General features: G+C 64.6%; 20 protein-coding genes. 10 read left to right on the top strand and 10 right to left on the bottom strand.

The features are described from left to right. The first annotated feature begins 114 nt into the window (after window positions 1-114). From IEY07_RS15230 to IEY07_RS15205, 6 genes are read left to right on the top strand one after another with little or no spacing between them, the layout of a single operon-like run. Window positions 115-1833 (top strand): GH39 family glycosyl hydrolase, encoded by a 1719-nt coding sequence (locus tag IEY07_RS15230; RefSeq protein WP_188896242.1) that lies wholly within the window; start codon window positions 115-117, stop codon window positions 1831-1833. Between the two features lie 35 nt (window positions 1834-1868). Then, window positions 1869-2708 carry an aldo/keto reductase gene (locus IEY07_RS15225; protein ID WP_188896241.1) on the top strand — a complete coding sequence of 280 codons (840 nt, stop codon included), beginning with the start codon at window positions 1869-1871 and terminating at the stop codon, window positions 2706-2708. Between the two features lie 27 nt (window positions 2709-2735). Then, window positions 2736-3716 (top strand): carbohydrate ABC transporter permease, encoded by a 981-nt coding sequence (locus tag IEY07_RS15220; protein WP_188896240.1) that lies wholly within the window; start codon window positions 2736-2738, stop codon window positions 3714-3716. After that, the gene (locus IEY07_RS15215) at window positions 3713-4633 is read left to right on the top strand and encodes a carbohydrate ABC transporter permease (RefSeq protein WP_188896239.1); all 921 of its coding nucleotides are present in this window, start codon (window positions 3713-3715) and stop codon (window positions 4631-4633) included. The genes IEY07_RS15220 and IEY07_RS15215 overlap by 4 nt, the downstream gene beginning before the upstream one ends. Before the next feature lie 44 nt (window positions 4634-4677). Continuing rightward, window positions 4678-6126 carry an ABC transporter substrate-binding protein gene (locus tag IEY07_RS15210; RefSeq protein WP_188896238.1) on the top strand — a complete coding sequence of 483 codons (1449 nt, stop codon included), beginning with the start codon at window positions 4678-4680 and terminating at the stop codon, window positions 6124-6126. A 10-nt stretch (window positions 6127-6136) separates the two neighbouring features. After that, window positions 6137-6904 (top strand): SDR family NAD(P)-dependent oxidoreductase, encoded by a 768-nt coding sequence (locus IEY07_RS15205; protein WP_188896237.1) that lies wholly within the window; start codon window positions 6137-6139, stop codon window positions 6902-6904. Window position 6905: 1 nt separating this feature from the next. On the opposite strand, the gene IEY07_RS15200 is transcribed toward IEY07_RS15205, so the two are convergent. The 3 genes from IEY07_RS15200 to IEY07_RS15190 are packed head-to-tail and all read right to left on the bottom strand — an operon-like array spanning window position 6906 to window position 10019. After that, entirely contained in the window at window positions 6906-8063 is a 1158-nt protein-coding gene (locus IEY07_RS15200) for an ATP-binding protein (protein ID WP_188896236.1), read from the bottom strand. A 58-nt stretch (window positions 8064-8121) separates the two neighbouring features. Continuing rightward, window positions 8122-8979: a Gfo/Idh/MocA family protein gene (locus IEY07_RS15195; RefSeq protein ID WP_188896235.1), complete on the bottom strand. Its 858-nt coding sequence runs from the start codon at window positions 8977-8979 to the stop codon at window positions 8122-8124. 2 nt (window positions 8980-8981) lie between these two features. After that, window positions 8982-10019, bottom strand: a complete 1038-nt coding sequence (locus tag IEY07_RS15190; protein ID WP_188896234.1) for a Gfo/Idh/MocA family protein — start codon at window positions 10017-10019, stop codon at window positions 8982-8984. Window positions 10020-10134: 115 nt separating this feature from the next. Between IEY07_RS15190 and IEY07_RS15185 the strand changes: the two genes are divergently transcribed. Beyond that, the gene (locus IEY07_RS15185) at window positions 10135-10899 is read left to right on the top strand and encodes a glucosamine-6-phosphate deaminase (RefSeq protein WP_229670149.1); all 765 of its coding nucleotides are present in this window, start codon (window positions 10135-10137) and stop codon (window positions 10897-10899) included. Between the two features lie 64 nt (window positions 10900-10963). Here IEY07_RS15185 and IEY07_RS15180 read toward each other — a convergent pair whose 3' ends face one another. Both IEY07_RS15180 and IEY07_RS15175 read right to left on the bottom strand, forming a co-directional pair. Continuing rightward, complete coding sequence (locus tag IEY07_RS15180) at window positions 10964-11206, bottom strand: hypothetical protein (RefSeq protein ID WP_188896232.1); 243 nt, start codon at window positions 11204-11206, stop codon at window positions 10964-10966. 2 nt (window positions 11207-11208) lie between these two features. Then, the gene (locus IEY07_RS15175; protein WP_188896231.1) at window positions 11209-11586 is read right to left on the bottom strand and encodes a hypothetical protein; all 378 of its coding nucleotides are present in this window, start codon (window positions 11584-11586) and stop codon (window positions 11209-11211) included. 108 nt (window positions 11587-11694) lie between these two features. Here IEY07_RS15175 and IEY07_RS15170 point away from each other — a divergent pair, with 108 nt between their 5' ends. Both IEY07_RS15170 and IEY07_RS15165 read left to right on the top strand, forming a co-directional pair. Then, complete coding sequence (locus tag IEY07_RS15170) at window positions 11695-13260, top strand: amidohydrolase (protein WP_188896230.1); 1566 nt, start codon at window positions 11695-11697, stop codon at window positions 13258-13260. 98 nt (window positions 13261-13358) lie between these two features. Next, window positions 13359-14288 (top strand): hypothetical protein, encoded by a 930-nt coding sequence (locus tag IEY07_RS15165; RefSeq protein ID WP_188896229.1) that lies wholly within the window; start codon window positions 13359-13361, stop codon window positions 14286-14288. A 157-nt stretch (window positions 14289-14445) separates the two neighbouring features. Here the strand turns inward: IEY07_RS15165 and proA are convergent, their stop codons facing one another. From proA to IEY07_RS24935, 3 genes are all read right to left on the bottom strand, one after another. After that, window positions 14446-20895 (bottom strand): anti-phage protein ProA, encoded by a 6450-nt coding sequence (gene proA / locus IEY07_RS15160; RefSeq protein ID WP_188896228.1) that lies wholly within the window; start codon window positions 20893-20895, stop codon window positions 14446-14448. 125 nt (window positions 20896-21020) lie between these two features. Then, window positions 21021-21515 carry a beta family protein gene (locus IEY07_RS24795; RefSeq protein WP_373288860.1) on the bottom strand — a complete coding sequence of 165 codons (495 nt, stop codon included), beginning with the start codon at window positions 21513-21515 and terminating at the stop codon, window positions 21021-21023. Between the two features lie 6 nt (window positions 21516-21521). After that, window positions 21522-21740 (bottom strand): Rv1352/Rv1906c domain-containing protein, encoded by a 219-nt coding sequence (locus IEY07_RS24935; RefSeq protein ID WP_505745404.1) that lies wholly within the window; start codon window positions 21738-21740, stop codon window positions 21522-21524. 24 nt (window positions 21741-21764) lie between these two features. Between IEY07_RS24935 and IEY07_RS24790 the strand changes: the two genes are divergently transcribed. Beyond that, on the top strand, window positions 21765-22316 hold the full coding sequence (locus IEY07_RS24790; RefSeq protein WP_505745403.1) for a DUF898 family protein: 552 nt from the start codon (window positions 21765-21767) through the stop codon (window positions 22314-22316). Window positions 22317-22365: 49 nt separating this feature from the next. Here IEY07_RS24790 and IEY07_RS15145 read toward each other — a convergent pair whose 3' ends face one another. Together IEY07_RS15145 and IEY07_RS15140 are read right to left on the bottom strand one after the other, a co-directional pair. Then, window positions 22366-23106, bottom strand: a complete 741-nt coding sequence (locus tag IEY07_RS15145; RefSeq protein WP_229670147.1) for a hypothetical protein — start codon at window positions 23104-23106, stop codon at window positions 22366-22368. A 723-nt stretch (window positions 23107-23829) separates the two neighbouring features. Further along, the gene (locus IEY07_RS15140; protein ID WP_188896225.1) at window positions 23830-24933 is read right to left on the bottom strand and encodes an HIRAN domain-containing protein; all 1104 of its coding nucleotides are present in this window, start codon (window positions 24931-24933) and stop codon (window positions 23830-23832) included. Window positions 24934-25005: the final 72 nt, after the last annotated feature.

The raw sequence follows: 25005 nt of genomic DNA, 5'->3' as shown, positions 1-25005 counted from the left end.
TGTAAATGATTTGTCATTGACAGTCTGCAATTGGCGCGGCAGACTCGGGAACGTCCCCTCCACCAGCCGTTCAGCAGCAGCCCGATCACGCGGGCAGAGAGGTCAACGACGACGATGACCACGGATACAGCGGTCCACACCGGGCGCCACAGCCTCGGTCCCTTCCCCGGCGCCGCTCCGCGAAATCCCGACGCTCCCCACGTCACGCACGCGACCATCGAGGTCGATGCCGCCGCCTCCGCTGGCAGGCTGGCGCGGGTGTGGGAAAGCATCGGCTACGACGAGTTCAACTGGACCTACCGGCCCACGGGCAAGCGTCTGTTGCAGACCTTCGCCGACTTCTCCGGCGGCGGCTACTACGTCCGGCCGCACTACATGTATTGCTCGGGCAGCGGTTTCGGCATCCCGCACTGGAGCTCAGGCAACGTCTACCACGAGGATGCCGACGGAAATCCGCACTACGACTTCAGCCTGATCGACCAGGCCTACGACGCGATCGTCGGCGCCGGTCACCATGTGCTCGTCGAGCTCGGCTTCACCCCGCGCGACCTGTTGCCGCCCGAAGCCGCCGAGCTGACCGTGGTGCCGAGCCCGACTGCCTACACCAACTACGAGGCGGGCGCCTGGGGCTACCCGCCGAAGGACTACGACAAGTGGGCCGGCCTGCTCGCCGCCACCGTCCGGCACAGCATCGAGCGCTACGGCGAGGCCGAGGTGAGCAGTTGGCTCTGGGAGTTGTGGAACGAGCCGGACGGCAGCTACTGGCGCGGCACCCTTGATCAATTCAACGAGCTCTACACCGTGACCGCCCGGGCGATCCGCGAGGTGCTGCCGAATGCCAAGGTCGGCGGACCGACGGTGACCAGCGGCGGATTGGACTTCCTCAAGGGATTCCTCGAATACACGTCCAGCCGCAACGAGCCGATCGACTTCATTTCCTATCACACCAAGGGATCCCGCTGGGAGACCCGCGACTACCGGCCATTCGCCGCGGATCCCGAGGAGCAGCTCAGCCCCTCGTCGACGAAGATGCTCTACGACCTGCGCGAGTTCAACCGGGTGATCGACTCGTACGGCTACGGTCAGCTTCCTGCGATCGTCGACGAGTGCGATGCCGGCGTCCCGGCACACTTCGGCGTCTACGACAACCGCAACTACGAATTCCAGAACACCGAGTACTACCCGGTCTTCCAGGCCAAGCTGATGAAGAAGATCCTGGACCTCAACGCCACCGAGACCGTGCAGGTGGAGCAGGCGACGTCCTGGAGCTTCTACTTCGAGGGCGAGCGCTACTTCGAGGGCACCCGGTCCTTCGTCACCGCCGGCGGTGTCGAGAAGCCACTGCTGAATGCGTACCGGATGCTGTCCCTGCTCGGTCCGGACCGGCTGCGTACGACCTCCGACGCGGCCTGGCAGCTCGGCGAACTTGATCACACTGACGGCAGCGCCATGGGTGAGGAGGTCGACGCGCTGGCCTCCCGCAGCGAGGACGGCACGGTCGCCGTGCTGGCCTGGCGGCACATCGACGATCAATACCAGACCGACGACGCCCAGACCCCGGTCACGGTGACCGTACGCAACCTGCCGGCCGGTTCCTACCAGCTGAAGCACCTGCGGATCGACGCCGACCACAGCAACTCCCACACGGTATGGAAGTCGCTCGGCTCACCGCAGGATCCGACCGACGAGGAGCTCGCCACGATCACCGGGCGACAGGGACTCGAGGAGTTGGAGCCGGCCCGCCAGGTGACCGCCGGCGACGGGACCCTCTCCGTCGAGGTGACACTCCCCCTTCCCTCCGCATCGCTGCTGATCCTGGAACCGGCCAGCTGACCGGTAGCAGGCAGCTCAACGACGAGAGGCTGATCATGAACACCACAGACCTGATCACGCTCACCAACGGCGTCCGGATTCCGCAGCGGGGCTTCGGCGTCTTCCAGGTGCCGCCGGCCGAGACCCAGCGGGCGGTCGAACTGGCGCTGGAGATCGGCTACCGGCACATCGACACCGCGGCGGCGTACAACAACGAGGCCGGAGTCGGCGCCGCGGTACGGGCTAGCGGGCTGCCTCGCGAGGACGTCTTCGTCACCACGAAGCTGCGCAACGGCGAGCACGGACACGAGTCCGCGTTGAAGGCGTACGACGACACACTGCAGCGGCTCGGACTGGACTATGCCGATCTCTACCTCGTGCACTGGCCCAATCCGAGCGTCGATCGTTACGTCGAGAGCTGGCAAGCGCTGGAGCACCTGTACGCCCAGGAGCGGGTTCGGGCGATCGGCGTGTCGAATTTCCTGCCCGAGCACCTCGACCGGCTGGCCAAGGAGAGCGAGATCACCCCGGCGGTCAACCAGATCGAGGTGCATCCCAGCTTCCAGCAGCACGAGCTGACCGAGTTGTGCCGGGAACGCTCGATCGTGATCGAGGCCTATTCGCCGCTCGGCCAGGGCATCGATCTTGATCACCCTGCCGTCACCGGGATCGCCGGCCGCCATGGCGTGACGCCCGCCCAGGTGGTGTTGCGCTGGCACCTCCAGCTCGGCCACGTCGTCATCCCGAAGTCGGTCAACCCGGACCGGATCCGATCGAATTTCGATCTTGACGGGTTCATGCTGGCCGAGGACGAGGTGGCCTCGATCTCCGCCCTGGAAGCGGGAAACCGGGTCGGCGGCGATCCGCGCACCTTCGCGCTGAGCCAGATCAGGTAGACCGATGATCACGACCGGATGTGACCGATGACGATCAGATCAGTCGACGTGTCGAGCCGACAGGGCCGGCTGCGGAGCGCGGCCTCGCGCGCCGAGGACCGTGGCCGCCCCCGTCGCAACTGGAAGCGGACCACCTGGATCTGGATCTTCCTGGTGCCGACCGTGGTGCTCTACGGGCTCTACACGATCTACCCGATCATCGCGAGCTACTGGTATTCGCTGGTCGACTGGAACGGCTTCGACCAGAACCAGAGTTTCGTCGGGTTGGGCAACTACCGTGCGGTCTTCTCCGATCCGCTGTTCTGGAACTCGTTCAAGATCACGTTGCTGTTCATGCTGCTGGTGGTGCCGGCCCGGGTGCTGCTCAGCCTGCTCCTCGCGATGCTGCTCAATTCGCCCAAGCTGCCGCTGATCGGCGTGCTGCGGTCGGCGTTCTTCATCCCGGTGGTGACCACGACGGCGATCATCGGCGTCGTGATGCGGCTGATCCTGGATCCGGCCAGCGGACCGATCAACTCGGTGCTGCTCAAGCTCGGTGGCGGTGGTGTCGACTTCCTCGGTGACCAGCATCTGGCGCTGCCGACCGCCGCGGTGCTCTACATCTGGAAGTTCTTCGGCGTCACGATGATTTACTGGTTGGCGGCGCTGCAGACGATCTCGTACGAGTTGATCGAGGCTTCCAAGATCGACGGTGCCGGCACCTGGCAGATCTTCCGGCACATCACGTTGCCGATGCTCAAGCCGTTCTTGATCATCATCACGGTGCTGACGGTCGAGGAGACCTTCCACAATTTCGACCTGATGTACACCCTGACCGGCGGTGGACCGTACTTCCACACCGAGATCATCGAGATCTACATCTACCGCTGGGCGTTCGCGGCCTCCATTCCGCAGCTCGGGCACGCCTCCGCCGCGGCAGTGATCTTCGGACTGCTGGTCGCGGTCGTCGGCGCGATCCAGCTGTGGGCTGTCTACACCAGCCGCCGGATGAGAGGAGCCGACCGATGACCGCGCTGGCAACCGGAGGCGTACGACGCAAGGACGTACGGGATGGTGACGGGCGGACTGGTGACGGACGGACCAGCCGGCAGCGTCGCTTCCTGCGCCGACTGCCCTGGTGGATCGCGACGATCCTGTTGATCGGTGTCGCGGTGCTCTGGATCTTCCCGTTCCTGTGGATGCTGTCCGCCTCGCTGAAGGACAACCTGCAGATGTTCACCGGCGGACTGCAGCTGTGGCCGAAGAAGTTCGTCTGGGCCAACTATGCCCGGGCCTGGAACGACGCCCACTTCGGCCGCTATCTCCTCAACACGATCGTGGTGACGGTGATCACCGTCGCGGTCGTCACGATCCGCTGTGCGACAGCAGGATATGTCCTGGCGCGCTATCGGTTCCGCGGTTCGCGGATCTTCCTCGGCGTGCTGGTCGCAACGCTGTTCGTGCCGACCGGCTACACGATCATCCCGGTGGTCAAGATCTCCCTGCAGTTGCACCTGATCGACTCACTGGCCGGGATGATCCTGGCACTCAGCGGTGGTGCCTACGTGTCGGCGATCCTGATCTATTACGGCTACTTCCGGCAGATTCCCAAGGAGCTGGAGGAAGCAGCGGTCGTCGATGGCGCCGGTTTCGTCCGGACCTTCTTCTCGGTGATGCTGCCACTGGCCATGCCGGTCACGGCAACGGTTGCCGTGCTGACCTTCATCACCACCTGGAATGCCTTCTTCCTGCCGCTGGTCTTCACCTTCAGCCGACCGGACCTGCGGACGGTCAGCGTCGGGATGCAGGCCTTCGTCGGTGAGACCGCGACCGACTGGTCCGGGATGGCCGCCGCCGGCGTGATCTCGATCCTGCCGGTCGTCATCCTCTTCATCATCCTGCAGCGCTACTTCGTCGAGGGCATCTCCGGGGCAGTGAAGTCCTGACGTCACACCACAACAAGTGATCACCACGAAGGAGTGAAACGATCATGACCAGATTCACCCGCCGAGGACTGCTCGGCGCATCGGCCCTGGCGGCCGTCGGTGTCGCCACCGGCTGCAGCAGTTCCGACGGCGATTCCGGTTCCGGCGGCAAGGTTGCCGGCGCCACGGGTTCTGTCGACTGGTGGGACCACTTCAGTTCCTTCCAGTCGCTCAACGACGACTGGGCCAAGACCGAGTCGACCGCCCTGAAGACCAACATCAGCCATCAGTACTACGACGCGTCCAAGGCGCCCGAGGCATTCCAGCTCGCCCACCAGGCCAACAAGATGCCGGATGTGTATTCCAACGTCATCGGGCTGCCGCTGTCGGCGCTGGTGAGCGGCAAGTGGGTGCACGAGCTGACGCTGGCCGACGACGTCAAGTCCAAGATCCCGGACGGAACGCTCACCGAGGGCATCACCGGCCTGGACGGCAAGCTGTACGGCTTTCCGCTGTTCAGTCTCCGGCAGAGCTCGACGCTGGTCTGGACCAACAAGGGCCTATGGACCAAGGCCGGGTTGGACGGCGCCAACCCGCCCCAGGACTTCGACAGTTTCAAGGCCGCGCTGACCAAGCTGAAGGGAGCCGGCGTCCAGCCGCTGACGCTGGCGATCGGCGCCGACGGCGGCCGGATCCGTGATCAGATCGACGACATGGCCCAGACCGCCGGCTTCCCCGGCTATCAGGGGCTGATGTTCACCACCGGTGAATACCAGTACCACCACGACGCCTACGTGACGGTGATCGAATACCTCAAGGAACTCAACGATTCCAAGCTGATCCTGCCCGGCTCCAACAACTTCAGCGTCGTCGATGCCCGGACCCGGTACGCGACCGGTGTCGTCGCCACGTTCATCGATGGGATCTGGTGTGCCGGTGGCGCGAAGGCGCTGTCGCCGGCGATCGTGCCGAAGATCGGCGCGGGGCAGATCCTGGTGCCGACAGCCGGCACCAAGGCGTACTGCTATCGCGGCCGGCCGGGTGCGTCGTACTTCGTGGCCGCAGGCAGCAAGGATCCGGAGGCGGCAGGCAAGCTGATCGGCTCCTTCATGACCGAGGACTATCAGAACGGCATGATCGCGGCGATGGACCAACCGCCGCTGAATCTTGATCTTGTCGCTTCGTCGAAGGCGATCGACCCCTACAAGAAGATGGTCGCCTTCTGCAAGGACAACGTCTTCCAGATGCCGCAGGCGATCGTCAAGAATCCCGCCCAGGCCGCGGTCGACGCCCAACGCAAGCCGGTCACGCCCCATGTCGGCAACATTCTGCAGGGCTACTTGAGCGGTTCGATCAAGGACCTCAAGGGAGCACTGAAGAAGCTGAGCGATGCGACCGAGGCGGATCGCCAGCAGGCGATGACCAAGGCCAAGAGCTCGGGTGCCAAGGTCTCGCTGGACGACTACGCCTTCAGTGATTGGAAACCCGGCCAGGACTACGAGAGCAAGAGCTGAGGAGCTGAGAGTGGGAAACGATCAGGTGGAGCGGACCGCGGTTGTCACCGGAGCGGCGTCGCCGCGCGGGATCGGCCGTGCGACCGCGAGGCTTCTGGCCGAACGCGGCTGGAGCATCGGCATCCTCGACATCGACGAGCGTGGTGGCCAGGCGCTGGCGGAGGAGATCACGAACGCCTTCAACGTCAAGACCTTCGCCGTCTCGGCCGACGTGTCGGACGAAGAGCAGGTACGAGCGGCGATCGACGAGTTGGAGGCGGCCCTGCCACCTCTGGCCGGGCTGGCCAACATCGCCGGGGTGAGTTCACCGGTCCCCTACCTCGAGCTCACCTCGGAGGAATGGCACCGGGTGATCAACATCAACCTGAACGGTGTGCACTATGTGTGCCGCCGGGTGGCCGAGAGCATGGTCAAGCACGGCTTCGGCAGGATCGTCAGCGTGTCCTCGATCTCGGCGCAGCGGGGCGGCGGCACCTACAGCAAAACCCCTTATTCGGTGGCGAAATCGGGCGTGATCGGGTTGACCCGGGCGCTCGCCCGCGAGCTCGGGGCGTACGGGATCACCGTCAATGCGGTGGCGCCAGGTCCGATCGACACTGACATCATGGGTGGTCCGCTGACGCCGGAACGGCGGGCGGAGATGATCGACGAGCTGCTGGTCGACCGGGTCGGCGTGCCGGGCGATGTGGCGTCCTCGATCGCGTTCCTGATGTCGGACGAGGCGGGCTACATCTCCGGACAAACGCTCAACGTCGACGGCGGCCTCTACATGCACTGACCTATGACGTCACGAAAGTGTCCAGCGGACTGGTCAGGAGTTCATCGGTGGCGACGGCTGTGATCCGCTCGCCGAGGCGAAAGCTCTGACTGCCTGCGTGAGCAACCAGGATGTGATCGAGCTCCAGGTCTGCCAGAGCATTGCGCATGGATGGTGTGACTCCGGGACGGTCAGTCAGTTTGATCTCCAAACCGAGGCGTTGACGCTCCCAGCCGAAGACAAGATCAATCTCGGCGCCCCCATGAGTTGCCCAGAAGGCCGGATCAACAACAGGATGGGCCTGAAGGAACTGCTCGATGACGAAGCCCTCCCAGCTGGCGCCAGCCTTCGGGTGACCGAGTAGGTCATCGCGATCCCCGATCTGCAGGAGGCGGTGCAAGAGGCCTGTGTCGCGGACATAGACCTTGGGTGCCCGAACCTGACGCTTCGCAAGGTTTGCGAACCAGGGTTGAAGTTGCCTGATCACCAAGGCGTCCGTGAGCGCATCGAGGTAACGGTCCACCGTCGGGCGGCTGACCCCTAGCGACCGCGCCAGCTCGGACGCATTCCACACCTGACCGTGGTAGTGCGCGAGCATGGTCCAGAATCGCCTCATCGTCGTCGATGGCATGCGGAATCCCAAGCCGCCAAGATCGCGCTCGAGGAACGTCGCGATGTAATCGTCCCGCCACGCCGCCGAAAGCTGATCGGAGTCAGCCAGATAGGACGGCGGGAGTCCGCCACGGAGCCACAGATCCATTCTGCTTGACAAACCGACATCCGCCATCCGGAGTCCGGCAAGTTCGAGAACGGTCACGCGTCCGGCCAGCGACTCGGACGAGAGCCCGACCAGATCCGGGGATGCGCTGCCGAGAACGAGAAAGCGGCCTGGCCGTCGGTCCTCGTCGACGAGCACACGAAGCACCGGAAAGAGATCCCGGCGATGTTGGGCCTCGTCGATCACCACCGTCCCGTGGGCTCCGGGAAGGGTCAGGGTCGGCTCACCAAGTCGGGCCAGGTCCCGGGGATCCTCCAGGTCGAACAGGTTGCTTCGCGCTGGTTCGACAACTTGGCGCGCCAGAGTGGACTTTCCCACTTGCCGGGGGCCAGACATCAGGACCACGGGCGACCGTTCAAGCGCGGCGCGAAGCCGGTGTGCGTCAATCTCCCGTTCAATCATGCATCCGATCCTACCGTGAAAATTGCACATCTGGAGTGCATTTTTCAAGATAGGATTCTCATCCGGACGGTGTGTCAGCGGCTTCGATCACCGCGACCGCCCGTAGGATCTCCTCGTACGCGACCGGTGGAACGCCGCTGTCGAGCATGCCGAGGAACTTCTCGATCCCGGGCTCGACGTAACCCGGTCCGAGAGCGATCTCGGTGGAGATCACATCGTGCCTCCCGGTGAGGGTCGCATGGAACGGGACGCGCTGATGATCATCCGGCTTGACCAGTTGCAACGTCACGTCCGTACCCGTGCAGCGGTAGCGGATGATCACGGAGTCGCGGACGCGGGTGACCTGCAGGTCGCTCGGCTCGCCAGGGACGAGCCGCTGGGCGACGTCTGCGCAGTGGATGCCGTAGAAGAAGAGCCCGCCGTACTCGCTTGCGGGATCCGCGGGCCCGGTCACCGTCACTGCTTGCAGATCGCCGACCTGATCCTTGGCCCGTACAAGATCATCCACTTCGGGTGCCCAACGCAACGGGGAGTACGAGGTCAGTGGCGTACCCGACCTGGTCGCCTCGGCGAGGATCGACTCGGCGTCGCCCGTGCCGCAGGCCAGCGGTTTGTCCACCCAGATCGGTACACCGGCGGCCAAGAACGGAATCGCGTACTGCGCGTGCAGGCCGCCGTCCCGGTTCGTCACGATCAGCCCGTCGACCGACCCGATCAGGGACGACGCGTCATCGACCCGCTGCACAATCCCGCCCAGCTTCAGGAGTTCGGCCATGTGATCATCATCCGCGCCGATCAGCGCGACGACCTCGGCGCGCTTCCCCTCGGTGGTGACATTGAGATATTCGATGATGTGGGTCGCGTGGCTGTTCTCGATCCCGACGATCGCGATCTTGTGCGGCTTCGTGTTCACCATGATCACTCCTCTGCGCTGAGCTCGACGGGATGTCCGGTCCTGGCGGACTTGTAGATCGCCAGCACCACCTGGAGCGAAAGCCGCCCGTCGGCGATGGTCACGAACGGTGGTCGGTAATCATCGATCGCGTGTAGGAAGTCGGCGTACTGGGCACGGTGGGCTGTGTCGACCGACCCTTCGACAAGCTCGGGGCTCTCCTCGATCCCTGAGCTTGTCGAAGCCCTTGTCGGAGCGCCAGGGACCGTCGAGGTGAAGCGGGTGATCTTGTCGTCGTCCATCACCACCACGCCGCGATCACCCGTGAACGCGAGCCGGATCGGAAGGCCGGGATTGGCTGCTGTGGTTGCCAGATACGTCCCGATGGCGCCCGACTCGAAGGTGATCGTCGCACCGACGACGTCCTCGACCTCGATGTCGGTGTGGGCGACGCAACCGCTGTGAGCCGAGACCAGCGCCGGCCTGCCCATCAGCCAGATCATCAGGTCGAGCGCGTGGATGCCCTGGTTCATCAGGGCACCGCCGCCGTCAAGGGCCAGCGTTCCACGCCAGTCACCGGACTCGTAATAGGCCTGGGAGCGCCACAGCGGCGACTCGACAACGGCCGACGTGAGATTGCCGAGCAGGCCGTCGTCGATGGCCGATCTGATGAAGCGGGCGGCCGGCTGGAACCGTCGCTGGCTGACCACGCCGACGGTTGCCCCGGCGGCGTCGGCGGCCTGCGCGATCCGGTCGGCGCCGTCGAGGGTAATCGCCAGTGGCTTCTCGACCAGCACCGACCTGCCGGCGTTGATCACCCGGACGGCGATCTCCGGATGCAGTCCACTCGGCACACAGACCGAGTACGCCTCCACCTCCGGATCGGCGAGTGCCTCAGCAAGATCGGTATAGGGGGTGGCACCGTACTTCTGCGCCAGCGCGTTCGCCTTGTCACCATCAAGATCAATGACGGCGGCCAGGACCGCCTCGTCGGGCAGCTCGGAGATCAGCCGGGCGTGAACCGTACCGATCACTCCGGCGCCGATGATCCCGACGCGCCTCATGCCGGCTGCTTTGCAGCGGAGATTCGCATGATCCAAGCCAAGCACGGGCCAGGATTCGGCGGCACGCGGGTCGCCCGTTGTCTCGGGCGTCAGGATCTGTCGCAGAATGGCGATCATGACTGCTGACGACGCCGACCAGCTCGACCTGCGCATCTTCCCCGACCGAGAGCAACTCGGAGTGGCTGCTGCGGCCGACATCGCCGACGAGCTCCGGGCCGTGCTCCAGGCGCAGAGGGCGGCGCGGGTGATCTTCGCGTCGGCGCCCAGCCAGTCGGAAACTTTGGCCGCCCTGGCCCAGGAGCCTGGCATCGACTGGTCGAAGGTGACTGCCTTCCACATGGACGAATACCTCGGGCTGCCGGCCGATGCTCCGCAGAAATTCGCCACCTGGCTGCGCACCACGATCTTCGATCGGGTCCCGCTCGGGGCGGTGCACTACATCGATGCCGAAGGCTTGGAGCAGGAGTCGGCGGACGCGTACGCCGCCCTGCTCGAGGAGGCGCCGATCGACATCGTCTGCCTGGGCATCGGGGTGAACGGGCACATCGCCTTCAACGATCCGCCCGTCGCCGACTTCAACGATCCGGCACTGGTCAAGATCGTTGATCTTGACGAGAAGTCACGGGTGCAGCAGGTGCAGGACGGACTTTTCGCGACCGTCGACGACGTGCCGGAGCGGGCGATCACGCTGACCGTTCCGATGCTGATGAGCGGGAAGCGGCTCTTCTGCATGGTGCCCGGCGAGCTGAAAGCCGAGGCACTGCGAGCGACCGTCAACGAGTGGGTGTCGACGAACTGGCCGAGCACGATCCTGCGGACCCATCCGCGATGCACGGTCTACGCCGATACCGACGCGGCGTCACTGATCAATCAATCCTGACGAGTCCGGGTCAAGCTGAGGTGGTCTGGCCATCCGGGATCGATCCAAGGCAACAGCGAGCCACTCAAGCCAGCCGAGGGCGGTCGGTGGCCGTCGAGCGACGAGATTCGTCGGTCTTGCCGGAGGCACTCGGCTCGATCCGCACGGGCGCCTTTCCTGCGCCGGCGATCGCCAACGTCGAGCGGCGCGGCTCACGGCCAGCCTTGTGATCCAGCTCGAGCAGGATCTGAGCGGCGCGCACCTGGCTCGGCGTGACCCGTACGATTTGGACGTCGTCGGAACGCTCGGCCGTCGAATTTGCTGCCATTGTCAATCACCGTCCTCGATGTCGTCACCTTCAGTTTCTCCCGGTTCGCCGGTCTGGACAAGCAGGATCTTGGCACTCGAAGCGTCAATATCGCCCGCGGCCGGCTGCAGTGCCTCCTCGAGTGCTGCGGCGAGGAGCGCCTCATCGCGTACTGAGTACCAGGGAGACTGGCGCAAGGCGTCCAGTTGCCCGACTCCGAACGCCCGCGTGCGTTCATCGGACGACAGCGCCAGCTCCGATGCCCACTCCAGATGGCGCTGGAACATCTGTTGCCGTTGCCGGCGTCCGTTCCACCAGCCACTGATCAGCACGCCCGCCAAGGCGCACAACGGTGTGCCGAAGGACACCACGTAGACGGCCCAGAGCGGAAGTTCAGTCACAACCGGGATCGTCGCACGGACCTCCGACAGGGTCTGGAAGCCCGCCCGCTAGAGTCCGCGACTATCCGCCGCGGGACCACGCGGCACCGTCAGTCCGAGGTTCGCCGCATGCCAGTCCGGATCTTCCGCAACGCCAGGATCTACACCGGCGACCCGTCGCAGCCGGTCGTCAGCGCACTCGCCGCGCAGGGCGAACGCCTGGTCGCCGTCGGCGATGAGTCGTCCGTACGCGAAGCGGTCACCGGTCCGGTCGAGCTGATTGATCTTGATGGCGCCTGCGTCCTGCCGGGCCTGTACGACGCCCACATCCACACCGCAAACCTGGCGCGCGATCTGACGTCGTTGGATCTCCGTGGCGCAGGATCGCTTGCGGAAGCGCTGCAGCGGGTCACCGACTTCCTGCCCCAGTTGCCGGACGGCGTCTGGCTGAGCGGTGGTCGCTGGGATTCCAACCGTTGGGACGTTCCCGTCCAGCCGAATCGCCAGGCGCTCGACTCGGTCTGTCCCGACCGACCGGCCGATCTGTCGAGCATCGACGGCCACACCCACTGGGTCAACACCGCGGCGCTGCGTGCGGCCGGGATCGATCGCGGCACGCCGGATCCCATCGGCGGCGAGATCGTCCGTGATCTTGACGGCGAGCCGACCGGCATCCTGCGCGAGGCCGCGACCGGACTGCTGGGTGGGATGGCCGCCGCCTCGGACACGCGTGATCTTGCTGACCGGCTCCTCGACGCGCAGGTGTTGCTGCTGAGCGTCGGGTTGACCAGCGTTCATGACATCGACAGCGAGGACTGCCGAGCCGCTTACCTGAGCCTGCGCGACGCTGGAAAGCTCAAGATCCGTGTGCACAAAGCGATCCCGGTGACCGCACTGGAGCTGGCGATCGAGGAGGGGCGGTGTACGGGAGACGGCGACGACTGGTTCCGTACGGGACCGGTCAAGCTTTTCAGCGACGGCGCGCTCGGCTCGCACACCTGCCACATGAGCGAACCGTTCCCCGACGGCAGTCACGGGATCGCGGTCACTCCGTACGAGGACCTCGTCCGGCTGGTCGGCCGGGCGAACTCGGCCGGCATCGCGGTGGCCACCCACGCCATCGGTGATCAAGCAGCCACGCTGGTGCTGGATGCCTACCAGCAGGCTGCGACCGGAGGGCTGCGCAACCGGATCGAGCATGCCCAGCACTTGCAATGGGCCGACATCAAGCGGATGGCACAGCTCGGCGTCGTCGCTTCGATGCAACCGACCCACTGCACCAGCGATATTGATCTTGTCCGCGAGCTACTCGGTGACCGCGACATCGCCTCGTACGCCTGGCGCAGCGTCCTCGATGCCGGTGCCCCGCTCGCCTTCGGCTCCGACGCACCGGTCGAGGAACCCAACCCCTTCTACGGGATCCATGCCGCGGTCAGTCGGATGCGGCGGGACGGTACGCCTCCGGACGGCTTCCAGCCGGAGCAGCGGCTCAGCGTCAGTGAGGCGATCTCGGCTTTCACTCTTGGGTCTGCGTACGCCGCCGGTGAGGAGCGCGACAAGGGTGCGCTGACGGTTGGACGACTGGCTGACTTCATCGTGGTTGATACGGATCCATACCTGAGTGAACTGGCGGACCTCTCACGGACGAGGGTGCGTGCCTCAGTCGTGGGTGGAGAGGTCCGCTCAGCGCACTGATGCGTAGTTGCTCCAGGCGACCACGAGGCCTGATCGAGTTGTCCAAATCGCATCGGGTAAGGATGAATTCGGAAGGTCAACTTCAGTAGGGATCCGACATGGCACAACTTGTCCTGGATGTCGAGGCGGCAGAAGCAGCCCTATTCGTAAAGGCCGAACGGCTCACAGAGGACTACGGATTGAAGGAGAGGTATCAGACGCCGTCCGAATTGGTCGACGCGCTGATCAAGTCGATGGGCCAGGTGGACGATGGCGATCCGATTACCGCTACGAAGACGCGTGCAGAAATCTTCCGCGCGGCCGTCCGATCTCTGGGCAGTGGCCAAACCAAGTGGGTGAAATATCTCGCGGCGCACGAGAGTGTCAAAGAGACGTTACACTCCTTCGATCCCGACGCGGTCGCCACTGACGTCACCGCGGGCCGAGACGTGGCGGGTGAGCTCAGAGATGTCCTACCTCGTGCCGCATTCCGATCCCCAGCCACCGCTATGGTCGCTTGGGCGAAGCTACTCCACGAGGAGCCCTCGTTCTATTCCAGTGTCCAGCAGCTCGGCTCGGCTATTCTCACGTCTGGCCTTCGTGAACAAGCAGACGGTCTGCTGCCTGTCGTTGCGACGGTCCTCTCACGTCCTGATCGGCCTCATCGTCTTCGAGAGGCGCTTGTTCGCTTGGGTGCACCGGCGCGCGACGACTGGAAGCTGCCAGGCATGGGATTCCCACTCGCGTCGGAGTTCCGAAGGAACCTACACTGGAGAGGTTTCAAACCCGATACGCATGTGAAGCGCCTGCTCGGCCTCTGGCTGCAGGATCAGATGCCGAGCTTCGCGCTGCGAGCTGCTGAGCTCGCCACCCTTGTTGGTGTTGGCGATGCCGAGGCTCGCAAGAACATTCAATACAGCCTCGCCGGGCTGTCCATTACGCCGCCGGGTGAGTCCCCGTCCAAGATCGACAACCTCGTATGGCTCATTGGCGCGAACATCGAGACCAAAAACCGTACTAGCGGCCGCAGCTACTTGAAACACGCCTAGCGCCTGCACCTCGCTTGCACGCAATGGCCGCCCCCGCGAACTCGCCACCGGCAATATGTTCGGCTCACTGCAGGTTTTGGTCGCCAGCAATACTCATCCCTCGATCGGACTCCAGGCGGCCGCGACTCTCTCTCGATGGCAATCCTGTCAGGGTCGACTATCCGACAGGGCTCGCTCGAACCACCACGCCGTCCCGATGCAGCACGTCCTCCTCCGCCGCCGCGGCCAGAGCACCCTCAAGGCGAGGTCGGACCTGCGACGCAAGCCGGGTGATCCCGAATGCCCGAGCAGTTTCCCTCAGCAGCGACTCCTCATCGATACCGTGGCCGGCTCGTGCAATATCCACCATGGCGTTTCGGAGCTCTTCGTACGGGATGCCGGCAATGTCCCTCTTCCCGCCAAGTTCTGGGACACGGAAGTCACTGAAAGTATCCGGCGACACCTCCGCAGACCAGAACACGATGTCGCCACTAGCTGCCCGCCGTGAGGAATGCCCTTGCAGGTAACCGAGAAGTTGGAGTCGACGGCTCCCCCGGACCCGCGAGAGGTTGAACCGAGCGGCGAGGACATGGATCAACCGCTCGATGAGGATCGGCGCCTCTGCCTCGATGATCCGATCGATCTCCCGACCGACGATGGCCCGCGCCCGTGGAGTCTCGAGATCGAGGATGCCCGGATCGTAGACAGGTCGCTCGTCAGCCGGCCGGAACAGCGGTCGATTGCTTGTGCCGCCTACGGGCACGTCAGGCCGGGGTGCAGTCTCCGCAGATTCGGTCACCCCGGCGGTCGTAATACCGCGTACCGGCGACAACGCGGGGCCCTCGGACGGAACAGACGGAACCGCCTCGATCGGCTTCTTCGCCGACTCCTCCGCCGGCTGAGATTGGCCGGCCTGTTGAACAGCGCTCTTGATCGACGCGATCACAGACTCGCGGTCACGCAACCAGGTCGGGAACCAGACACGTTCGATCGCCGGCCAGCCCATATTCGTCAGCACAGCCTGCGGAAGAGTCTCACGGTCACCGACGCTCGTTCGCGCTGCCCACCCCGGCCCGTCCAGCAGCAACGCTACCCACGTCTCCGCGCCCGGCTCACGAACAGCAAGATCGACAACGAAATCGGACAGGCCGACGTTCTGCCGTACGTCCAACCCGCTCGCTCGAAGCGACGCCACGACATCTTCGAGATGTTTGTCGACCGTGGCCCGCTGTGACACCACCGCGGTCGTGCCACCGGACGCCGCCTGGAGTAGATAGTCCTTCAGATCCCGTAGCCCCTGGGAATTCGAGTTGCTCAGATCGAGTCGCCTCGGATCGAAGGAAGCGATCATCACGACGCGCTCCTTGGCGCGCGTAATGGCGACGTTCAACCGGCGCTCGCCACCGCTTCTCGTCAACGGACCCCAGTTGAGCGGCACGTGTCCCTTTTCGTCCTCGGAGAACGCGAGGCTGAAGAGGATCACATCCCGCTCGTCACCCTGGACATTCTCCAGATTCTTGACGAAGAGCGGCTCACTGTCACGCTGTAGTTGTTGAGCGATCAGCGGATCATCGTCGGACTCCAACAGGTCCAAGATCAAGTCCCGCTGCTGACTGTTGAAGGTGACGACGCCGATGGTCGACTCGCCGGCGCCCGACAGCGTACGGATTTCCTCGATGATCGCCGAAGCTTCGGCCCGGTTGACTCGTGCTGCGCGGGCGCTGCCGCCCTCCCAGGTCCCGTTCACCTGACGAAGCTCGATCGCGGCGCTGCCTCCCGACGTCGGTGGTGCCGGGAAGCTCGACAACCTGCCCTCGTAGTAGTGCATGTTCGAGAAGGCGATCAGCGACTCGTCCTTGCTCCGGTAGTGCCAGGAGAGCAGCTTCCGCGGTAGCTCGGACTCGACGGCCTCACTGAGGATCGATTCCAGATCGGCAGGCACGAGCACCGACTCGGCTTCCTGATCGTCATCTCGATCTTCACCGGCAGCGGCAAACATCGATGTCGGCGGCATCTGCTTCGAATCACCGACGATCACAGCTGCCTTCCCCCGGCCGATCGCCCCGATCGATTCCGGCACCCGGATCTGGGATGCCTCGTCGAAGACGACAATGTCGAAGTCCGCGGTCGCAGGCAGGAATCTGGCCACCGAGTGCGGGCTCATCAGCAGGCAAGGCGTGACCTCGGTGATCAAAGATCCGAAGTCGTGCAGCAGTCTGCGAACAGAGCGTCCACCGCGTCGACGACCAAGCTCTGAGCGCAGTTGTTGCACCTCGCCCATGCGTGCACTCGGGTCGAAGCTCCGCGAAGCGATCACCCGCGACCGCAGCTCGTTCGGCATCCTTCCTCGCACGTCGGAGGCCCGGCGTGCGAAGTTCTGGATCCGGCGACCATGGTCAGCTTCGTCGAAACCGGTCAGACCGCCCGTGGTCAGTCGCTCGTCGAGGACGGCCATGGCGACCCCGATCCTCAACTGTGGCTCGAGGTCGAGCGGATCGATCGTGCCGGACATCGCTCGCCGTACAAGATCATCGATGCCCAGCTGACTGACCCGATCCAGGCTCTGACGCAACCTGGCCCACCTCCGCACGCCGATGAACGCGGTGCCTTGGGCGTCCGCCCGCCAGGAATCCAGGTCAGCTCGGACCGCCGCCGAACGATCGCGCCCAGCAAGCCATCCACCGATCGTCGCGGTGTTGGAATTCAGCGTGGTCGCAATATCCGCCCATGCATCGCGGTAGGCACGCAAGGCATCCGCGGCGCCGGCTGTCGGGCGGCGTTCCCGGAGGGTGGCCTCCGTCGTCGCGTCGAGATCCCGAACCTGGTCCGGGCCCGAGGGAAGACCTGCAAAGACACTCCTGATTCTCGCCGCGGTCTGAAGACCGGCGACGGTCGCCTCGAGCCATCGAACATCGCGTTCGTCGAAGCCGGTCCAGCCTGCACGCGGATTGATCAGCGGCAGCTGGCCGATGTAGCCGCGAAGTTGATCATCGGCAGCGCGGACGGCGATCACGTTCTGGAGGGCCGAGCTGAGTTCGGACGAATCGAACTGGCGCCGCAGCACGCTCGTCAGTTCGGCCATCAACGCCTCCCGGCGCTTCCGCTTGCCGAAGAGTCGGCGGTCGATCGCCTGTGATCGTGCGAGCAGACTGTCCAGGTCAAGTTGCAGAGCGGCCGGTGTGAAGCTTCCGAGTCTTTGGTCTTGCTCGGCGAGAAAACTCGCGATCGCGGCACGTCGCCGGCCCGCCTCGTCAACCCATCGCGCATCGACCACACCTGCCGCAACACCGGTCGGCCACGCCCATCCGGAGTCGGTGCTGTCGAACCACACTGCGAGTGCAGAGAAGTCGTCGTGCTCGAGCAGTCGGGCTGCCAGCCGCCCGGCATCGCTGTTGGCGAGGCTCTGGTCGGCGCGGTCAAGTCGCGCAATCGCGTCGGCGAGGCGAGGGCCGTCGAGCTTCTCGGGATCCAGCGCACCGGACAGGCGCCACGGCGATTCGGCGGGTGGAATCCCAAGATCAAACAGATTGGAGCTGAGCTCCTGCGCGGTGTTGTAGAGCTCCGGCAGATCGACGTCCCCGAGCACGACCGATCGCGGCACCTCCACGGCGGTCTGCTCGTCAGCGCCCAACTCGGCCTGCTCGAGCATGAGTTGCCGGGCATCCCATGCGGAGAGCCCGACCGGCCCTGGCTGGTGGAGCTGCACGGGATAGCGGGCCAGGCTTTCTGTCGCCGTCGCGTACGACGACTGCAGCGGCTCCCAGCCGGTCTCCGACGCTGCGTGTTCGTCAAGCGCGGCTCTGAGTTGATCACGCACCGCAGCCACGGTCTGCGTCCGTCCATGCACATCGAGGCTGAAAACCCCGAGGCCTACGGAGTCCAGCCGTCGCCGTACGACATCCAAGGCGGCCGACTTCTCGGCGACGAAGAGCACCTTCTTGCCCATGGCCATCGAGTTAGCGATCAGGTTGGTGATCGTCTGCGACTTGCCGGTGCCGGGCGGTCCCTCGAGGATGAATGTCTTGCCGGCAGCGGCCCAGCGCACGGCGTCGATCTGGGAACCATCGGCCGGGATCGGAAGGAAGGTCCTCGCCTCGTCCTGTGGCTGTGGGTCGGGAACCGCGATTCCGTCCTGGAACGTGCCGCCCGGATTCTCGACCAGATGCTTCACGGCTGGGCGCTTGATGAATTCGCGCCAGTTCGTGCGCAGATCCTGCCACATCTCAAGCGTGGAGAATTGAAGCAGTGCGAGATAGGCGGTTTCCTCGACGTGGAAGCCGACAGTGTTGCGGGCACGCAGGATCGCCGTGCGGATCGCACCGAGTGCTCCGGCGACATCGATCCCGGACTCGTCCGTCTCGGGAATCTCCAACTCCGGGATGTCGAGGCCGTACGACACTTTGAGCTTCTCGATCAAGCAGTAGTTCGGTACGCGCTCCCGCGAGTCGTCGATCTCGATGGAGAAGGGCACGACACCTCGGCCGCCGGTCAGCTTGATCGGGACGAGAAACAGTGGCGCGGATCCTTTCCGCCCGCCGTCCGTCCACTCCAGCGCTCCCAAAGTCAGATAGAGGTTGTCCGACCCCGTCTCCTCGACGGCAGTCTTCGATCGCCGCGCCAAGGACTTCAAACGCCGTTGATACTCACGTTCGGGGACAGCGACAAAGAGCCTGCCCTCCTGCTCCAAGATCGTTCGAATGGCCTCGGGCTCGATGTCGGCAGCAGTACGAGCGCCTTGGGCGCGGTGGATCTTCTCGATCTCGTCGTGGGCGACCAGGCGGAGCGAGGTGCCGTCGGCGATCTTGTCCTCGAACATCCCGAGCGTTCCGTTCGGAATGTGAATTCCGATGGTGGAGGCGTTCTTCCGGCGGAGCAGCGGGTTCGCGTACGACATGTCCAGCAAGGCGCGCTCCCAGCGTTGCACGCGGGGCGGCGTGTCCCGGAGGGCCGGCTCGACGCGGGTTCTCGGCTCCGTACGGGCCGGGGTGCGGTTGGAGGGCTGCCAGGTGGCATCCCGCACGACCTCGATGATCCGGGTGTCGCCTTCCAGCCGGATGGTCGGCAACGGACGGACCCGGTGGTGCGCGGCGTGCACGTCGAGCAGCATCCGGAGCTTTCCAAGATCAGCGGACCACCAGTGGGTGGTGTTGTCCCTGGCCTGATCGAACGAGACACCAGGCTGGCAGACGGCCGTCGTCTCCACGGCGTCGAAGAAGTCGGAGTCGACAATCGTGATCACCGTGGGCTCGTCGTGGATGACGACCGACGGAAGTTGATCTTCTTCGGTCAGGTAGCCCGTGAAGGCGTGCCCGTCGAAGACGGCGAGCACTGGGTGGATGCCGGCCTGCTCAAGCGCCGCAGCGTACGTGCAGGCCAGGTCCAAGCAGGTGCCCAGGCCGTCCTGGAGAACCTGCGCATGGGTGCGGATCCGTTGGCCGGTTCCCTCGAAGGACGCGGGCGGCTCGATGTAGGTGATCCGTCGTGCAGCGAGTGCATCGTAGATCGCCCCGGCCATCTCCTGGACTCGGCCGGGGCCGGCCTGATATCCCTCCAGGGACGACGAATTGGTCCGCTCACCGAGGATCCTGCTCGCCTCTTTGAGCAGGTCCTGGATCGCCGGGTCGTTGGGCCGTACGAAGGCGGCTAGCGACTCGGGAACTGCGGTAGCCCACCACTCCTCGGCTGTCAGCAGCCGGATCGGACCCGTAGCGACGTAGTCGGCCTCGTTGGCAGTCACCGTGAGCCTGATGGTTGTGGTAACCGCTTCGTCGAGTGCGAGGAACACTGACGGACTCAGACGCATCGCCAGCTCGGTCCCCTGGGCGATGTAGGTCTGATCGGGACCGACCACGACGCCCTCGAGAGCCAACGGCACGCCCAGGGCAAGGTCAACAGCGGTCACCGGTGGATCGATGGCGATCTCCAAGGCGTCCAGCTGAAGATCGTGATCTCCCGGGTTGAAGATCTCGATCGACCGGATGGGTGAGACGTTGTTGTGGGTCAGCGCGAGGTTCACCGCCTCCTGGTACAGAACGGTGATCCGGGCACCATCGACCAGAGCGGTCAGCGCCCGAGTACCGCGAGGCGTCTCGACCGGGAACGGCTCTGCCGCCTCAGGTGGAGTCGGTACTCCCTCGACCTGCTCCGCATCGCCGCCGTCAGCCGGTTCGTCGACGACCGCGCGTCGGGGCACCGTCACAGGCTCCTCCGGCTGCCGGACGGGCTCGTCGGCCAGGCGCAGGTCCACCAGGATCGGGACATCGAGCTGGAGCGACTCGGCCAGCAGCATCACGGTGTCGAGGGCACGGTCCGCTTGCCGCTGGCTGATCTCGGTGGTGTGGGCAGCCCTGTTCGCGGCCTGGATCAGCTCCTCGAGCCATGCGCGCTGGGACGCATCGATGTCGGTGAAGGCCACCCGCTCGTACCGGATCATCTGCATCAGCAGCCGGGGGTCAGCCAGATTGAGCTTAAAGGGGCGGCCTCGTCGATCGGATTCCTTCGCCTCGTAGAGCGCGACCCAGTTGTGGCCCTCGATCGCCGCGGCCATGCGGGCCTCAATGTACGGACGCAGGGCCGCTGCAAGCGCGTCAAGCCCTCTGCCCTGGCGTTCCTTAGCCGTGAGATCCACGCCCGCTATCCCTTCATTGCCATTTCTGGCTCTCTGCTGCGCACCCGCCTGTCACGGCGTCCGTGCCGTATCCGCATGGATGCCGTATTGGTCTTATCACCCGGCGCTGACGCCGTGGAGAAAACTCACAAAGTCGGCTGGTCATTTCGAACTCTGGACACATCGGGCATCCCGGCCCCCGTCAGCGTGACCGATCGCCAGTTTCCCAGCGCCCAAATTGATCGCAGCCGTGCGGTCACCCGAGCCATTCCGGCGGGGCCCTGCTCGCCCTGAATGTCAAGGATGAGATGGGCGTTCGAGGTTGACGTGCCCACGCGCTGGAGTAGTCGGCCAAATGTTTGCGGCCCGGAGACGTCCGGCCAGGCGGCCTCCGGCAGTCGGAGGTAGAACTCGCCGGAGCGCCGGCGAACGACCGCTGCGACAGCCGCGATGTACGCGTCGGAGCAGTTGGGCCCGACGACGGGGACCACATCCAGGCCCATCGCCTCTGCCTGAGCGATCAGCGGCACGAGAGGCTGCCGGCCGCCCGGTTTCGTCCTACCGGACGGCCGGCTGAACGTGTCGTTCGCTGCCTTCACCACAAGGACCGGAACGCCATGACCATGATCGGGGGTGTTCATGGGCGGTCAGCCGATCCGATGCCAGGTGCCGCAGCCATCGGACTCGAATGTGTACGCCTGGGAAGTGATTCGGATCACCACGGGCGCGCCCTGGGACACCTGTTGATCAAGGATGTCGCCCGACTCGGTCTCCGTGTCGGCATAACAGAGATCACCCGCGCCTCCGGACGACTTGTAGTTCCCGGTTTTGATCTCGTCACCGACCCCGTAGGTCCCATCGCCGATCGTGCCGCCGGACCCACCATCGCCATGGTCATGCTGGGCCTTCGGTTCGCCGTGACGGTGACCGTCTTCGTCGGAGCAGGCTTCGGCTTGGCTGTCACGGTCCGGGTTGCCGTTACGGTCTGCTCGGATGTGGCGGTGACCGTCGGGTGCTCCTGCTCGCTCTCGATGAGCAGAAGGAATAGACGGCTATGCAACCGAACCAGCCCCCACCGGGCTATCCAGTCGTATTCAACCAGCCCGCACTTGGAGCGCTACTGGGATTCGACCCGTACGCGAAGCCTTTCAGATTCGACGGCGGCGCGGGGGCGTACCTGGGTATCAGCATCCTGGCCGCGATCCTCACGTTCTTCACGCTCGGGATCGCCTATCCCTGGGCCGTTTTGCATGCGGCACCGGTGGAAGTCCCAGCACACGCTGGTCTTCGGGCGACGCGTCCAATTCACGGGTACTGGCATCGGGCTCTTCGGGAGCTGGATCAAGTGGTTCCTGCTGTGCATCATCACGATCGGCATCTACAGCTCTTGGGTTGCCCCTCGGCTGACCCGTTGGATCACTGAGCACCAGAACTTCGGGTGATGGAGAGCATCAAGTCTCAGCCCGGGAGCCCTACGCAATCCTTCAAGTTCTAGCCTGAGCTCAGCAAGACCGAGGCTGAGGCTCCGCCGACCAATCGGCGTGCGACCTGATTCGCTGGCTGGATGTCGTCCGGCAGATGAATCGAGAAAAGTGCGATCTTGTCCTGCCCTGCGTGGTCCAGCACCTCGGAGTCGAACCCGCCTCGGGAGAAGACCAACAGCATCCGCGCTTCGCCAAGGGCCATGCTCATCTGAAGCAGGTCGACGACTCCCAAAGGTCGCTGCAGATACTTGACCCGGGCAACCGCACCGCGTGCGTAAACGTCGACGTGCCCATCCCGAGCTTTGACGATGTCGACGCCAGAAAGCCGGAGGCGGCTGATCATGTAGAGCGCAGCCTGATGCCGGGCCTCCGGCCAATCGGCACTGTCGTCGTCCTCATCAGCCCATAGATAGGTCGTAAGCCACTCGCCCCGCAGGCGCACTTCATCCTTGACAGCACTCAGTGCCTGTCGGGCTCCGACCAGTGGTCGCCCGGTGGTCCGCAAGAGCTCAGCAGCGCGGTCCGACAGCGACCGGACTTGCGACAACGTCAGATCCTTGGACACGTCGCCGTATCTCGTCTGGAGCGCGTCGAAGCGCTCCGCCGTGTCTGGCACACCGGGGACGTCAGGATCCGCCCCTTGCGCAGCGACAAGCAACAAGTCCCTGAGCCTGGTTCCGACGGTTAGCGCCTCATTGAAGCACGCGGCGAGAGTGGCACGCTCTTCCGCGCAGGGGTCTCCGCCCATAACGCTTGCAATAGTGCCCAGCGGCCGATCCACGCTTGGTGTCGGGCCCGGATGATCATCAGTTGAGTCTCAACTTCGTTGACCCAGAACCAGGCACCTGCGGGCGTGGCGATCCGAGTCCTCACTACCGAGGTCTGCCGAGCCTTCCACTCGCGAAAGCGATTCGCGTTGATGGTGTGATCCGGCTGCCAGAACTGCCACCCCGAAGGCGCCGGCGGCCAGTCGCGGGGAGGGCTCCAGCCCATCGGCGGCACCCAGCCATCGGGCGCAACGGGCCATCCCGGCGGCGCGACCCAGATTGGTGGTGCCGTCTCGAACTCCGGTTGCTTCGGCATCGACGGCATGGGCTCGAAAGACCCAATGAGGTCGACGAGTTCCGAAGCATCGTCCGGTCTCCACCAGACGGACCAACCCTGGATCGGCGTCCAATTCTGCCAGTCAGGACGGAAGTCAACTGGTGGCGCGAAGCCGGCACCAAAGTCGGGCCATCCCGGCGGCCCGTGCCAAACATGGAACATTACGCTCCGCCATCATCCATCAGTTGCCAGCACCACTTTCACGCAGTTGAGAATCGTACGATGCTTGGTCGGCCTATGTGGCGGAACTGCCAGATTCGGTCGACAGACGGATGAGATCAAGCCCTCGCGCGACATTGTGTGGACCCGACTGCCGGGCGGCACGTAAGCGAGCCACTCGCAGTGTGCTCGTCAGCCTTCACCCCGCCTACCGAGTCTCCAGCTCGAAATCCACCACCCAGAAGTCCCATCCTTGTGGCGCAATCGGCCATTCGGCTGGCGGCATCCATCCGGGTGGCGGCTCGGCACCGGGCGTCGCTGCAGGCCACCCAGGAGGGGGATTGAAACGGATTCGCGTTGGTCTCGGCGGCACGGGCTGGTGCTGCCGCGCGTGAGCGTCGGCAATTGGAGCGGCGGGGCCGCCTTCTGCGGCGCCGGTCGCGAAGCCACCGTCGGGACTCGTGATCGGGAGATCGGTAACCGGTTCCACATTCGGCCAGTCAGCACTGAGTTGGTGTGCACGTTCCGCATAGATTGTCACCTCGGCCTTGAGCCGATTCCCCGTCACCAGAGCCTGGGCCGCAGCCTGGTAGCCGAGGCTCTCGAGGAGTCGCACCGCTGGCAGAAAATCCCCGCTCATCTTCGGCGTCAACTGTCCGATCCGGCAGTCGTCGATGCGAATCTCCAACACTTCACGGCTGGATCGAGTCAGCTGCTCTGTCAGCGGATGCAGCGTGACGTAAGCCCAGCTCTGTCCCTCTGGGCGCAAGACAGGAGTGATCGCGTCCAGGTGGTTCTCCTCGCCAGTGACCTGGACCGCGCCGCCAAACGGCAGCATGACGAAGGGCGCCGTCGGCGGCGGGTTCGTGGGCAAGCAGAGATGCGGCTCCTCGAGGACGACCCGGACTCCGGCGCTGAACTCAGTCTTGTAGACACTTCGACCACGCCGATCCGTGCCGACATAGTCGTCGTATTCGTGCCCCCACACGTTACAGACGGTCTCGGGCTGCAGGTTTGCCTCGATCAACTGGTTCAAGATCGGTGCATACCTGGCAGCATCGTCCCTGGCCAGGTATCCAACCTGCTTGCCCTGCACCAGCACCATCACTGCATTCGGATCATGCTTGTTGCTCGGCTCTGGGAGCAGGATCGCGGTGGTGTCGATCGACTGGGATCCGCCGCCGGCAGGGAGCTTCGCCGGAAACAGCGAACGCAGCGAGTCCCGGTAATGAGATTCGCCCACTACATCGACCTGTGGCCAGCTGCCGTGTGACCACAATCTGAACACCGCCCGCGATTGCTGCTTCGCCACAACAACGTCTCCCTCATATCGGTCACCTGTCGATCGCTACGCTCTGAAGTAGAGCTACCAGATAATGGGATG

It is taken from the genome of Microlunatus endophyticus (genome assembly GCF_014646195.1).
Lineage (GTDB): Bacteria > Actinomycetota > Actinomycetes > Propionibacteriales > Propionibacteriaceae > Microlunatus > Microlunatus endophyticus.
This window is presented reverse-complemented; position numbering and strand designations above follow the sequence as displayed.

Excerpts from the sequence above, each read along its gene's own strand:
- IEY07_RS15230 (WP_188896242.1), top strand. The coding sequence starts at position 115 with ATGACCACGGATACAGCGGTCCACACCGGGCGCCACAGCCTCGGTCCC.
- IEY07_RS15225 (WP_188896241.1), top strand. The coding sequence starts at position 1,869 with ATGAACACCACAGACCTGATCACGCTCACCAACGGCGTCCGGATTCCG.
- IEY07_RS15220 (WP_188896240.1), top strand. The coding sequence starts at position 2,736 with ATGACGATCAGATCAGTCGACGTGTCGAGCCGACAGGGCCGGCTGCGG.
- IEY07_RS15215 (WP_188896239.1), top strand. The coding sequence starts at position 3,713 with ATGACCGCGCTGGCAACCGGAGGCGTACGACGCAAGGACGTACGGGAT.
- IEY07_RS15210 (WP_188896238.1), top strand. The coding sequence starts at position 4,678 with ATGACCAGATTCACCCGCCGAGGACTGCTCGGCGCATCGGCCCTGGCG.
- IEY07_RS15200 (WP_188896236.1), bottom strand. The coding sequence starts at position 8,063 with ATGATTGAACGGGAGATTGACGCACACCGGCTTCGCGCCGCGCTTGAA.
- IEY07_RS15195 (WP_188896235.1), bottom strand. The coding sequence starts at position 8,979 with ATGGTGAACACGAAGCCGCACAAGATCGCGATCGTCGGGATCGAGAAC.
- IEY07_RS15190 (WP_188896234.1), bottom strand. The coding sequence starts at position 10,019 with ATGAGGCGCGTCGGGATCATCGGCGCCGGAGTGATCGGTACGGTTCAC.
- IEY07_RS15185 (WP_229670149.1), top strand. The coding sequence starts at position 10,135 with ATGACTGCTGACGACGCCGACCAGCTCGACCTGCGCATCTTCCCCGAC.
- IEY07_RS15180 (WP_188896232.1), bottom strand. The coding sequence starts at position 11,206 with ATGGCAGCAAATTCGACGGCCGAGCGTTCCGACGACGTCCAAATCGTA.
- IEY07_RS15170 (WP_188896230.1), top strand. The coding sequence starts at position 11,695 with ATGCCAGTCCGGATCTTCCGCAACGCCAGGATCTACACCGGCGACCCG.
- IEY07_RS15165 (WP_188896229.1), top strand. The coding sequence starts at position 13,359 with ATGGCACAACTTGTCCTGGATGTCGAGGCGGCAGAAGCAGCCCTATTC.
- IEY07_RS24795 (WP_373288860.1), bottom strand. The coding sequence starts at position 21,515 with ATGAACACCCCCGATCATGGTCATGGCGTTCCGGTCCTTGTGGTGAAG.
- IEY07_RS24790 (WP_505745403.1), top strand. The coding sequence starts at position 21,765 with ATGGTCATGCTGGGCCTTCGGTTCGCCGTGACGGTGACCGTCTTCGTC.
- IEY07_RS15145 (WP_229670147.1), bottom strand. The coding sequence starts at position 23,106 with ATGGGCGGAGACCCCTGCGCGGAAGAGCGTGCCACTCTCGCCGCGTGC.